The organism is Nocardioides turkmenicus (assembly GCF_011045035.1).
Taxonomy (GTDB): Bacteria; Actinomycetota; Actinomycetes; order Propionibacteriales; family Nocardioidaceae; genus Nocardioides; species Nocardioides turkmenicus.
In genome coordinates this window covers 102,143-114,162 of record NZ_JAALAA010000007.1, presented here as the reverse complement: position 1 = coordinate 114,162, position 12,020 = coordinate 102,143, and the positions used below count along the sequence as shown (strand labels likewise).

At 69.5% G+C, this 12,020-nt stretch carries 13 protein-coding genes; 2 read left to right on the top strand and 11 right to left on the bottom strand.

Going from position 1 to position 12,020, the window contains the following annotated elements:
• Window positions 1-6: 6 nt before the first annotated feature.
• Window positions 7-360, bottom strand: a complete 354-nt coding sequence (locus tag G5C66_RS10090; RefSeq protein ID WP_165110822.1) for a winged helix-turn-helix transcriptional regulator — start codon at window positions 358-360, stop codon at window positions 7-9.
• Between the two features lie 93 nt (window positions 361-453).
• On the opposite strand from G5C66_RS10090, the gene G5C66_RS10085 reads away from it, so the two are divergent.
• Window positions 454-1,077, top strand: a complete 624-nt coding sequence (locus G5C66_RS10085; protein WP_165110821.1) for a malonic semialdehyde reductase — start codon at window positions 454-456, stop codon at window positions 1,075-1,077.
• A gap of 25 nt (window positions 1,078-1,102) precedes the next feature.
• On the opposite strand, the gene G5C66_RS10080 is transcribed toward G5C66_RS10085, so the two are convergent.
• The 4 genes from G5C66_RS10080 to G5C66_RS10065 all read right to left on the bottom strand — a co-directional run bounded on the left by G5C66_RS10080 (window position 1,103) and on the right by G5C66_RS10065 (window position 3,670).
• Window positions 1,103-1,519 carry a MazG nucleotide pyrophosphohydrolase domain-containing protein gene (locus G5C66_RS10080; protein ID WP_206443923.1) on the bottom strand — a complete coding sequence of 139 codons (417 nt, stop codon included), beginning with the start codon at window positions 1,517-1,519 and terminating at the stop codon, window positions 1,103-1,105.
• Window positions 1,516-2,097, bottom strand: coding sequence for an NUDIX hydrolase family protein (locus tag G5C66_RS10075; RefSeq protein ID WP_141803230.1), 582 nt, complete (start codon window positions 2,095-2,097; stop codon window positions 1,516-1,518). Before G5C66_RS10075 ends, G5C66_RS10080 begins: the two co-directional genes overlap by 4 nt.
• A gap of 60 nt (window positions 2,098-2,157) precedes the next feature.
• A complete protein-coding gene (locus tag G5C66_RS10070; protein WP_165110820.1) occupies window positions 2,158-2,553 on the bottom strand; it encodes a PNPOx family protein in 396 nt (131 codons plus the stop codon).
• 70 nt (window positions 2,554-2,623) lie between these two features.
• Window positions 2,624-3,670, bottom strand: coding sequence for an alpha/beta fold hydrolase (locus tag G5C66_RS10065; protein ID WP_206443922.1), 1,047 nt, complete (start codon window positions 3,668-3,670; stop codon window positions 2,624-2,626).
• Between the two features lie 43 nt (window positions 3,671-3,713).
• On the opposite strand from G5C66_RS10065, the gene G5C66_RS10060 reads away from it, so the two are divergent.
• The gene (locus G5C66_RS10060) at window positions 3,714-4,091 is read left to right on the top strand and encodes a hypothetical protein (RefSeq protein ID WP_165110818.1); all 378 of its coding nucleotides are present in this window, start codon (window positions 3,714-3,716) and stop codon (window positions 4,089-4,091) included.
• Window positions 4,092-4,096: 5 nt separating this feature from the next.
• Here the strand turns inward: G5C66_RS10060 and G5C66_RS10055 are convergent, their stop codons facing one another.
• The 6 genes from G5C66_RS10055 to mfd all read right to left on the bottom strand — a co-directional run bounded on the left by G5C66_RS10055 (window position 4,097) and on the right by mfd (window position 11,964).
• The gene (locus G5C66_RS10055; RefSeq protein ID WP_165110817.1) at window positions 4,097-4,549 is read right to left on the bottom strand and encodes a hypothetical protein; all 453 of its coding nucleotides are present in this window, start codon (window positions 4,547-4,549) and stop codon (window positions 4,097-4,099) included.
• The gene (locus tag G5C66_RS10050; protein WP_206443921.1) at window positions 4,509-5,108 is read right to left on the bottom strand and encodes a MarR family transcriptional regulator; all 600 of its coding nucleotides are present in this window, start codon (window positions 5,106-5,108) and stop codon (window positions 4,509-4,511) included. The genes G5C66_RS10055 and G5C66_RS10050 overlap by 41 nt, the downstream gene beginning before the upstream one ends.
• A gap of 72 nt (window positions 5,109-5,180) precedes the next feature.
• Window positions 5,181-6,551 carry a DUF4262 domain-containing protein gene (locus G5C66_RS10045; protein ID WP_165110815.1) on the bottom strand — a complete coding sequence of 457 codons (1,371 nt, stop codon included), beginning with the start codon at window positions 6,549-6,551 and terminating at the stop codon, window positions 5,181-5,183.
• A 146-nt stretch (window positions 6,552-6,697) separates the two neighbouring features.
• Window positions 6,698-7,975, bottom strand: a complete 1,278-nt coding sequence (locus G5C66_RS10040) for a type II toxin-antitoxin system HipA family toxin (RefSeq protein ID WP_165110814.1) — start codon at window positions 7,973-7,975, stop codon at window positions 6,698-6,700.
• Window positions 7,975-8,262: a helix-turn-helix domain-containing protein gene (locus G5C66_RS10035; RefSeq protein ID WP_165110813.1), complete on the bottom strand. Its 288-nt coding sequence runs from the start codon at window positions 8,260-8,262 to the stop codon at window positions 7,975-7,977. Before G5C66_RS10035 ends, G5C66_RS10040 begins: the two co-directional genes overlap by 1 nt.
• A gap of 105 nt (window positions 8,263-8,367) precedes the next feature.
• A complete protein-coding gene (gene mfd, locus G5C66_RS10030) occupies window positions 8,368-11,964 on the bottom strand; it encodes a transcription-repair coupling factor (protein ID WP_206443920.1) in 3,597 nt (1,198 codons plus the stop codon).
• Window positions 11,965-12,020 lie beyond the last annotated feature (56 nt).

The window sequence follows — 12,020 nt, the reverse complement described above, 5'->3', positions numbered from 1 at the left end:
GACCGGTCAGTCCTCGGAGCAGCGGCCGGCCGGGAGGTGCGTGCCGGCCCATTCGGTCAGCGCGTTGAGGGTCGGCGCGAGCGCGTCACCGGCCCCGGTGAGCGCGTAGCGGACCGCCACCGGCGGACCGGGGTCGACCTCGCGGGCGAGGAGGCCGAGGCCGGCCAGCTCACTGAGGCGCTCGGAGAGCATCGAGTCACTGATGCCGGTCACCGCTCGCTTGAGCTCGGCGAAGCCGAGCGGGCCCTGGGTCAGGCTACCGAGGATCAGGCCGTTCCAGCGCTTGCCGAGAAAGTCGAAGGCCCGCACGAGCGCTGCGTTGCACACCTGGGGGTCGTGCACGGGTTTCGTCGCGGACATGGACCCCAGGGTACAGGGATTGCCCGAATCGCGAGGAACTACTATTTTCGAAGTAACCGGAATATCCCTAGCAACCCCGGAGTTCAGAGCGACATGACCGACACCACCGTGCTTGAGATCCCTGCCCTCGAGAAGCTGGACCCCCGCGGCCGCGAGATCGTCTTCACCGGCGCCCGCACGTCCAACACCTTCGCCGAGACGCCCGTCACCGACGAGGAGCTGGCCGACATCTGGGAGCTCACCCGCTGGACCCCGACGATGGCCAACACCCAGCCGCTGCGGGTCGTGTTCGTGCGCACGGCCGAGGGCAAGGAGCGCCTCCTGCCCCACATCGCCGAGGGCAACTTCGAGAAGACCAAGGCCGCGCCGGCGACGGCGATCGTCGCCTACGACAACAACTGGCACGAGGAGATCCCCACCGTCTTCCCGATCCGCCCGGAGATGAAGGACTACTTCGAGTCCGACGAGACCGCGCGCCACGGCGCGGGCGGCTGGTCCGCCGGCCTGCAGGCGGGCGCGTTCATCCTCGCCGTGCGCGCGGCCGGTCTCGCCGCCGGCCCGATCGCGGGCTACGACACCGCGGGCGTCGACAAGGAGTTCTTCCCCGAGGGCAACTGGACCACCAAGATGATCGTCAACATCGGCCACCCGGGCGAGAACCCGTGGTTCGACCGCCTCCCTCGCGTCGCCGAGGAGACCGCGGTCAAGTGGGCCTGAGAAACCCGCCCCGAGTCGGCTCTCGTCAGCTCGGGCCGGGTCGGCCCTTCTCGGCCGCCTTGGCCGCCGACCAGAGCCGCTCGACCTCGTCGAGGGTGTAGCGACGACCGGACTCGGCCTCCGGGCCGAAGACGTGCGGGTTGCGGCGCTTCATCTTCTCGGTGAGACCTGCGACGACGTCGTCCATGGTGAACTCACCGGCCTCCTCCGCGATCGCGGCGTGGAAGTAGACCTGCAGGAGCAGGTCGCCGAGCTCCTCCTTGAGGTGCTCCGGGTCCTCCTCGGAGATCGCCTCGAGCACCTCGTCGGACTCCTCGCGCAGATACTTCGCCAACGACGAATGGGTCTGCGACGACTTCCACACGCACCGCTCACGCATCAGCCGCATCAGGTCGAGGAACTCGACGAGCCCCTCCCCCGATGCGTACGTCCGCTCGCTCAATCCAGCGCTCCGAACGCGCTCAGGCACTGGCGCAGCAGCGCGCCGCGGCCGCCCTCCATGTCACCCACGACCGCGTCGGAGGCGGCCTCGGCCGGCGTCATCCAGGACAGCTCCAGGGCGTCCTGGCGCGGCTCGCACTCGCCCGTCACCGGGATGACGTAGACCAGCGAGACCGCGTGCTGGCGTGGGTCCTGGTAGCGCTCCCCGGGCCACGGGAAGTATTCGGCCACGGTCACCGGGACCGTGGTCAGCGGCAGGGTCGGGAACGCGACCGGACCGAGGTCCTTCTCCAGGTTGCGCATCAGCGCGTCGCGGATCCGCTCGCCGTGCAGCACCCGGCCGGAGACCAGCGACCGCGTGATCGTCCCGGTCGTGGGCGAGCCCCGCAGCAGCAGCCCCACCTCGGTGACCCGGCCGTCTGGATCGACCCGCACGGGCACCGCCTCCACATAGAGGATGGGCACCCGCCCGCGGGTCTCGCCCAGCTCCTCCTCGGAGAGCCACCCCGGCTCGGTGTCCCACTCGTTGCCGAAGGGCTCCTCAGGGAAGGACTGCTCGCCGAACGCCTCCATGGTCATGCGTCGATCCTGCCAGACACAGGCGTACGTCACGGAGCAACGGCGCCGCAGTATGGACTCTCAGCGCCGCAGCAGCAGGAAGCTGTCGGCCTTGAAGACCTTCTCCACCATCCACCAGGAGAATCCGTCGTAGTAGGGGCGCGCCTCGTCACGGCCGAGGATCCGCGGTTCGGTGGCGGCGTGGTCGCGCCCCTTCCAGGTGATCGTGCACCCGCCGGCAGCCAGCACGTTGCGCACCCAGTTGGTGCCCGGTCCCCACGGCAGCGTGATCACGAACTCGTCCTCGGTGTGCAGCAGGGCGACCGGCAGGCTCAGCGCGCGTCCGGTCTTGCGGCCGCGGTGGTGCACCACGGCCCAGAGCGGGAACAGGCGGTGTCCGGCCAGGGTACGCATCACCGGGGCGGTCGCCCTCGCCATCCGCCAGGAGTCGTTGCTGGGGGTGATCGTCGTCGTCATGTCCCCACTGTCCCGGGCACGCGGGCTCGCCGCTTCCCGGACAGTGATCAGCCGGAGTGACGGGTTCCCGTCAGTCCGCTCCGTTGCGGATCGCCCACGCGGTGGCCTCGGCCCGGCTGCGTACCCCGAGCTTGCGGTAGAGGTTGGCCGCGTGCCGCTCGACTGTGTGCTCGGTGATGCCGAGGTCGCGTGCGACCGAGGCGTTCGTACGTCCCGTGGCGATCAGCCTCAGCACGTCCTGCTCGCGCGTGGTCAGCGCCGTCAGGGCCGTTGGGGCCGGCGCCGACGCAGAGTCACGACACACCTCGCCGGTCAGGAACCAGCGGCTGACCATGGCGAGGTCGCGCGCGCCGCCCTCGACGAAGAGCGTCGGCGTGGTGCCCTCGAGCTCGACCAGCGTCCCGTTGCGGAGCCCCTCGGCCAGGCGACGGGACACCTCGACCGGGATCTGGCCGGCGGCCTGGCGGTGCAGCACGAGCGTCGGTGCGACGACCTGACCGAGCAGGTCGCTGACGTCCAACCGGGCGGCCTCGGCGAACCAGTCACGGGCGACCGCCGGGGTCGTCGCGGTGCGGAACGCCTCGGCCACCCGGCCGGCGTTCTCGCCGGAGCCCCAGCCCAGCCAGGCCGTCGCGGCGGCGTCGGCGAAGAGGTCCCAGTCCTGCTCGACCAGCGAGAGCAGCGCCTGCGTCTGCGCCGGGCTCATCGCGTCGCGCATCCGCGCCGCTCCGCCGAAGAGGAGCATCCGGTCGACGCGCTGCGGGTCGGTGGCGGCGTACGCGACCGCGGTCGCGACCGCGTGGTAGTAGCCGAGCAGGTTGACCCGGTCGGCACCGACGGCCTCGATGACCGCCTCCAGGTCACGGAGGTGCGCATCGAGCCCGAGGTCGCCGGGCCGGCGGTCGGAGGAGCCGGTGCCGCGGCCGTCGTAGAGCACGAGCGTCAGGTCCTGACTCAGCCGCTCGTAGGCCATCCGCAGCGCCGGCACCCGCCACTGCGCCCGGATGTTGCTGAGCGACGGCATCCAGATCACCACCGGCCCGCTCCCGACGACCTGATACGCGATCGCGATGTCGTCGCTGGTCTGCGCGTAGCGCACCTCTGGCTCGCCGGTCACAGGTTCATTCTTGCGCCTGGGAGGGCTGGGTAGCGTCGTGGGCATGAACCGAGTCCTCATGATCGGGCTGGCGCCCGAGGCTGTCGATCTCTCCGACGCACCGATCGATCTGGCCACGCTGAAGGAGCGGATCGCCGTCGGCAACGCGCAGGTCGCCGACGCCGGCTACGACGCGCTCGCCTGCGAGATCGGCACCGAGCTCGCCGACGCGATCTCGCAGGTGCGCGCAGCGCTCGAGCAGCAGGCGTGGGACATCGTCATGATCGGCGGTGGAATCAGGGCGATCCCAGCCCACACCGAGCTCTTCGAGGCGATCGTCAACCTGGTCCACGAGCTCGCGCCCAAGGCCCGCTTCGCCTTCAACGCCGGCCCCGACACCACCCTCGAGGCGCTGCGCCGGGCGGCCGACGGCCAGCGCTGACGCGCTCACGTCGCGAGCCGCTTCACCGCCGCGTCATAGAGCGTCTGCGCCGCCTCGGCGGCCACGTCGGCGGCGGCGACGGTGACCGGCTTGCCGAGGTAGTTGTTGGCGTTGCGGTCCAGGCGCATCACGTCATAGTGGGCGGCCGCGTCGCGCGGCGGTGGGGTGTCGAAGACCGCGGCCAGGAACCTGCCGACCTTCACGTGCCCGCCCGCGCCGTACGTCGTCTTGTAGCCGTATCCCGCCAGCATCGCCTCGCCGACGTCGTGGGCGGCCTTGTAGGCGAGGTTGTAGCGGTTCTCGGTGCGGGTGACGTGGGGTACGTCGGCGAGCGCCGACTCCGCACCGGCGAGGAAGGCACGGGCCTTCTTCTCGTCCGGCCTCACGGCGCGCAGCGCGCCGGAGCGTACGAGCGCGTCAACCGCCTTCTGCTGCGCCGGGGTCAGCGGCAGGGGCATCCGGTCCTCCTCCGTAGATCTCGATCACCGGGTTGGCCCGGACCTCCTCGAGGAACCCGGTCTGCTCCTCGGCCTCCTCCGGACTCAGGATCGTGGGGTTGACGATGCGCCCGACGCTGTCGGAGACCTCGCGGCAGACCTCGTAGACGGCACGTACGTCGGGGGTGCCGATCACCATCAGGTCGATGTCGTTCGGCGGCGGCCCCGGCTCCCCCTTCGCGCGGGCCGCGAACGACCCGAAGATGAAGGCACGCTCGATCCCGTCGAGACCGTCGAGGGCCTCCTGGAGCAGCACGGCCGGTCCGGTGACGGTCAGCAGGATCTCCCGCGTCGGCGCGAGCAGCGGGCTCTGCTCGTTGCCCTTCACCAGCCGGGTCCGACCGACGCGGCGGTCGACGAGCAGGCCGGCATCGAGCAGCCGCGCGACCTCGCGATGGACCGTCGGATAGGGCAGCCCGGCCCGCTCGGCGAGGTCGGTCATGCTCATCTCCTCCCCCGGGAGCAGCAGCTCCGAGAGCAGCAGCGCCTGCGCCTCCGACCGGAACAGAGGCGCGAGCACCGGAGCCTGACTTCTCACAAAATGGATAATAACCTCCATTTTGTGGATACGAAACCCCGTGGACCCTCCAACTCAGACGGCGACAGGCGTGTTCAGGGTGACTGCGAGGCCCGGCATCACCGACCCCACCTCGACGACCGCAGCGACCGTCTCGTCCCGAAGGTGTGCTCGGTGCGTCAGCACCGTCGCAAGGACACTGAGCCAGGACTGCACGACCGCCCCTGTCACACGGTGAGCGAGCGTCGCCTGACGTACGTCATCCAGCAATGACGGCGGAAGCGCGACCGACAGGTCGGGAAACATCGATGGACCATGGATGGCGGCGATCTGGAGATCCCCACGGGCTCCCATCACCAGATCGTTGTCCACCAGGCGCCAAGCACGGGCCGCCGCAACAGCCGCGTCGACGTCGGCCAGCAACCCGACCACGAGGTCGACGATGTGCGGCGCAGCGTGCCATCGCCCGTCGGGCGGCAGGCCGTCGATCGTCGCAGCGAACGCGACCGGGCCCGTCCCGGTCAGCTCTTGGTCCGTGGTGAGCTGGTCCGCGACCGCTACCGTCAACAGATGGCTGGTCACGATCGTCTTGACCATCCGCCGAAGGTCTCCCTCTGGGAACCGGTCGTCGCTGTCGTCGCCGTCCAACCAGTCACGCGCAGCCGGCCAAGCGCTGCGGCCCCACGTGAGACCGAGTCCATCGACGAGGGTCGACGTGTCCTGCGCCAGGCGGTCGAGTGCGGCACTTCTGCCGACGCTTCGGGCCGCCGCGCGTGCCACCAACTGCGGGTGACCGGCCGACCGTGCCGCCTCCAGAGGAAAGGCGATGTTCACCAACCCGATCATGTCCTCTGGCGAGAAGGCGCAGATCACGCCAGCATGAGCGGCCACCAGCGGCGTACGCGGTCCCCACCGTTGGCCCGGATCCCAGGACGGCACTGTAGGCGCTGTCCATATCTCACCTGGTGAATCGAATGAGCGCCGAGGGCCCGCGCTGAGTCGGACATACTCGGACTCAGCGACGTCGATCGCGTCATCGTCCATCGACACGAGCGCCCCCTCGGGCGCACGATGGAGCGACCAACGCAATGGCATGACGCTCGATGGCTCCGCCTGGTATGCGTCAAGACTGGCTGCCTCCACGGGGTCGCCGAGTTCGAACGCCACCTGCACCATGCCGGCGTCGAACCGCCGGCTGTAGGTATCGCCCGGGGCGATACGACCATCGATCAGCCGCCACGCAAGCTCGTTGAGGATGACAGCCGCATCGTGGGGACTGAACCGCCAGTCATGGCCAGGGTCTTCTCCGGCGTCCGGCCGCGCCCACATGTGCACCTCAGGCAGCCCACGCTCGGCCAGTCCGAGCGTGTAAGCGAAGTCTCGACTGTCGTCCTCGTTGTGAAAGACCGCCAGGACCTGCCACGACGGCTCCCGCTTCTCCTTCATGTGACCACCGTAGATCTGAGCACCGACATCGCGGCCGGGTCCAGGTCACGAGGAGCGAGAGTTGCCCTGATGCACACGGTCGTTAAAGGCGTGACAGGTGAGGCACCTCAGACGTCACAGGGGTAACGACGATGTGCATCCTCCCGTCACACGAGGCGCCGACAACGCCGGACCCGCTCCACCACCAGCCTCACCAGACGTTGCGGCAGGTCCGACGCGAGTTCCGCCACCCCGGGATCCGCCGCCGCCTTCTCGAACGCAGGTACGGCCAGATCGAGGAGGCGGCTGGCGACGGTGCGTACCTCATCCTCAGAGAGCCCTACATCTTTGGCCAGGCGCTCCCACGGCGGGGAGGGCGGGTCCATGAGGTAACCGGATCCGAACTTCATCGCCAGGCGAAGCTTGCGGGGATGTAGATCCGTATACGGCAGCGCCGAAGCGACGTCATAGAACGGCGCGAGCGCAACCTGCCTCCCCGCGAGGAGCACCGAATAGTTCTTCGCGTGAGCATCCGGCCCTGCGATGATCCAGTTCCAGACCAGCGCCCCCGTGAAACGCTCGATATCCGAACGAGCAAGGGCCGGCGCCATCAGCCGCCGGATCAGGCGGGCGACGTCAGCCGGTCCGGGTCCGCCCTCGTTCTGATACTTGGCCGTCGGGAAGTACCCGAGCGCCTGGGCAAGATCCTCCTGATGGAGGCGTACGAGCCGCCCATCCGTCGTCGTCCGCCGGTCATATCGGGCGACCACGATCGCCGAGACGTCTTCGAACCGCACGATGCGGGTGCGTACGGCTCCGAGACCGGTGTATCCCATCGCGGCAAGGCACAGGTGTTCGTTGAGGTCGTGCTCGTCCATGCCCTCGATGGCAGGCTTCAGGATATGGGTCGTCGCCCCGGAGCCGGCCGGATCACCCCACCGGCCGTCGCGGTGCAGCAAGGCCGTCTTCGGCTGCGCCCCAGCGAGGCTGAAACGGCCTGACGAGGCGGCGCCCAGCCAGGCCGCGGAGTCGGTCCGGAGATCGCGAATACGCTGGGCCACATCGGCCTCGCTGAGCCAATCGACCTCGTTGTCGGTCTCGCCCAGGAGGTCGTCGACGCGATCACGAGCGACGATGCGTACCGCACCAGGACAGTCCTCGCCGACCGGGCTGGCCAGCAGCGAGAACGGATTGCCCGCGGAGACCTGGAACTCACGCGCCCACCGATCGAGCACGCGGGTGTTGTCGGGCAATAGACCCCACAGCCACGGATTGACCTCGGCGTCGCCGTGACGGCGTCGGGCCAGGGGCATCGAGACCGAGATCGGAGTCGCGGCTCGATCTTGTTGATAGTCGGCGTCGTAGGTGAAGGTGAGACTCCCGCCGGCCCGCTCGAGGACGCCGGCAACACGGTTGCCGAGGAGGACGATCCGCTCGGTGGCCATCAGGAGTCGCCGGCGTAGTAGTCATCGAGCGCGGCGCGCAGATCCGGCATGTCCTCGACGGGCGTGGAGCCGGTGCCGTCTCCAGTGTCCGCCTCCAGCCTCACCCCCAGCGCGTCGAGCACAGCAAGAACGCGACCGACCTCCGCCTTTTCATGGCCCGACTCGAACAGCGAGACCCACCGACGTGACACACCGGCACGCGTAGCGAGCTCGGCCTGGGTCCAGGACAGGTCTCGACGGCGGGTCGCCACCATCGACATGAGGTCTTGCAGTGCGTGTATCTCCATGGAATACCTCCGCAATCGATGCCACGGTACCATCATATTTGCAGCCTGTGAGGGTTCCGTTACAGCCGTACGTTGCAACGGAACCCTCACAAAGATGCGCGTTGTTCAGGTGAGCGGGTCGATGATCGCGTCGATGACGACCCGGGCCCAGTCGAGGAGCTCGGGGCCGTCGAGGGGCTTGGCCGGGAAGCCGGAGGAGACCGGGCGCGGGACCATGATGGTCTCCAGCTGCGGCTTGACCAGCGACTTCGGGTACATCCGGTTGAGGCGGACGACCCGGGAGTCGGGCAGCGTGACCGGGTGGAAACGTACGTTCTTGCCGGCCAGGGTGACCTCGGAGACGCCGGCCTGGCGGGCGCGGGCGCGGAAGCGGGCGACCTGGAGCAGGGACGACACTTCCGCCGGCGGCTTGCCGTAGCGGTCGAGGAGCTCGGCGGCAACCGACTCGACGTCCTCGTCGGACCGCACCTCCGCCAGCCGCTTGTAGATCTCCAGGCGTAGCCGCTCGCTCGGGATGTAGTCGTGCGGGAGGTGCGCATCCACCGGGAGCTCGATCCTCACCTCGTTGAGCTCCTCGGCAGCACCGTCGGGGCCGGCCTTGAACTCGGCGACGGCCTCACCGACGAGGCGTACGTAGAGGTCGAAGCCGACGTCGGCGATGTGGCCGGACTGCTCGCCACCGAGCAGGTTGCCGGCACCACGGATCTCGAGGTCCTTCATCGCGATCGCCATGCCACCGCCGAGGTCGGAGTGCTGGGCAAGGGTGGCGAGGCGCTCGTGGGCGGTCTCGGTGAGCGGCTTCTCGCCGGGGTAGAGGAAGTAGGCGTAGGCCCGCTCGCGGGAGCGGCCGACGCGGCCGCGGAGCTGGTGGAGCTGGGAGAGGCCGAGGGTGTCGGCACGCTCGATGATCATCGTGTTGGCGTTCGAGACGTCCAGTCCCGACTCGACCAGCGTGGTGCACACCAGCACGTCGAACTCCTTCTCCCAGAAGTCGACCATCACCTGCTCGAGCTGCTTCTCGTTCATCTGGCCGTGAGCGACCGCGACCCGCGCCTCGGGCACCAGCTCGCGGATCCGCGCGGCGGCCTTCTCGATCGAGTTGACCCGGTTGTGGATGTAGAAGACCTGGCCCTCGCGGAGCAGCTCACGCCGCACCGCGGCGACGATCTGGCGGTCCTCGTAGGCACCGACGTACGTCAGGACCGGGTGTCGCTCCTCGGGCGGCGTGGTGATCGTGGACATCTCCCGGATGCCGGTGATCGACATCTCCAGGGTCCTCGGGATCGGCGTGGCGGACATCGACAGGAAGTCGACGGAGGTCCGGAGGCGCTTCATCGCCTCCTTGTGCTCGACGCCGAAGCGCTGCTCCTCGTCGATGATGATGAGGCCGAGGTCCTTGAAGCGTACGTCCTTGTTGAGGAGCCGGTGAGTGCCGACGACGATGTCGATGGTGCCGTCGGCGAGGCCCGTCATGACCTCGGCCGCCTCCTTGTCGGTCTGGAAGCGGGACAGCCCGCGCACGTTGACCGGGAAGCCCGACATCCGCTCCATGAAGGTCGACAGGTGCTGGGAGACCAGCAGCGTCGTCGGCACCAGCACGGCGACCTGCTTGCCGTCCTGGACCGCCTTGAAGGCCGCGCGCACCGCGATCTCGGTCTTGCCGTAGCCGACGTCGCCGCAGACCAGCCGGTCCATCGGCACCGGCCGCATCATGTCCTGCTTGACCTCGTCGATGACCGCGAGCTGGTCGGCGGTCTCCTGGAACGGGAAGGCGTCCTCGAGCTCGCGCTGCCAGGGGTTGTCGGGGCCGTACTGGAAGCCCTTGGTCGCCTGCCGGGCGGCATAGAGCTTGATCAGCTCGGCGGCGATCTCCCTGACCGCCTTGCGGGCTCGGGCCTTGCGCTTCTGCCAGTCGGCACCGCCGAGGCGGTCCATGCTCGGCTGCTCGCCGCCGACGTATCTGGTGACCTGGTCGAGGGCGTCGGCGGGGACGTAGAGCCGGTCGGGCGGGCCGCCCCGCTTGGAGGCGCCGTACTCCAGCACCAGATATTCGCGGGTCGCGCCCTGCACCTCGCGCTGCTTCATCTCGATGAACCGGCCGACGCCGTGCTGCTCGTGGACGACGTAGTCGCCGGGCTTGAGCTCGAGCGGATCGATCTGCTTCTTGCGGCGCGCCGGCATCTTGACCATGTCGCGCGTCGACGACTTCTGGCCGGAGATGTCCTCGCCGGTGAGCACGACCAGCTGGCTGGCCTCGTCGAGGAAGCCGTGGGTCAGCCGGGCGTGGATGACGGTGACGGTCTTGTGGACCGGCTTCGCGGTCTCGTCGCCGGCCTCCGCCAGGCGGGCCGGGATGTCGCGCTCCCCCAGTGCCTCGACCGTACGCTGCGCCGTGCCGTGCGCGGGCTGGACCACGACCACGCGCCAGCTGTCGTCGCGCCACTTCTCGATGTCGGCCATCGCCGCAGCGGTGTCGCCGCGGTAGGCCCTCGCGGGCTGCCAGGCGATCTTGCGGACGGGCACCCCGACGACGTCCGGGTCAGCGAGATCGGCGTCTGCGTCGTCCAGCCCGAAGGGGCTGACCGACCACCACGGCTTGCCCTGCGCGATCGCGTGGGCGCGTACGTCGGCGAGGTCGCGGTAGGAGGCCGCGGAGAGGTCGATCGGGGCGACGCCCCCGCTGGCCGCGGCGGCCCAGGAGGCACCGAGGAACTCCTCGGCGGTGGCGACCAGGTCGTGGGCGCGGCTGCGGATCCGCTCGGGGTCGAGGAGCAGCACGTGGCTGTCGTCGGGGATCAGGTCGAGCAGCAGCTCCATGTCGTCGACGAGCGCGGGCGCGAGCGACTCCATGCCCTCGACCGCGATGCCGGCGGCGATCTTGTCGGTGAGCTCGATCAGGGTGGGGTGGTCCTCGCCCAGCTTTCGGGCACGGTCGCGGACCTCGGGCGTCAGCAGGAGCTCGCGGCACGGCGGCGCCCAGAGGCGCTCGGTGGCCCCGCCGTGCTCCTCGGGGATGGCGCGCTGGTCGGCGACCGCGAAGTGGCGGATCGAGTCGACCTCGTCGCCCCAGAACTCGACGCGTACCGGGTGCTCCTCGGTCGGCGGGAAGACGTCGACGATGCCACCGCGGACCGCGAACTCACCGCGCTTCTCGACCAGGTCGACGCGGGAGTAGGCGGCGTCGGCGAGCTTCACGACCACGTCGTCGAGGCTCGCCTCCTGGCCCTTGATCAGCTCCACCGGCTCGAGGTCGCCGAGGCCCTTGACCTGCGGCTGCAGCACGCTGCGGACGGGCGCGACGACGACCTTCAACGGCCCGTGGGCTCCGTCGGCATCGGGGTGACGCAGGCGGCGGAGCACGGCGAGACGGCGCCCCACCGTGTCCGACCGAGGGGAGAGCCGCTCGTGGGGCAACGTCTCCCAGCTCGGGTAGTAGGCGACCGAGTCGGGCGGGAGCAGGTCGGTCAGGTCGTTGACCAGATCCTCGGCCTCGCGCGAGGTCGCGGTGACCGCGAGGACGGTGCGCTCCTGGCGTACGAGACCGGTGACGACGAACGGACGCAGCGCCTCCGGCCCGGTGACGTCGAGCGCCAGCATCCGTCCGCCCTTGGCCTCCGCCATCACCTCGCTCAGGGCGGCATCGCGCAGGACGAGATCGGCGAGCGGGGCGAGGATCACGGGTGACTCCAAGGTGATGGGCATGCACGAGAGCCCCCGGCCGGGAAGAACAGGGGGTGCGGACCCAGTCTAGGAGACAC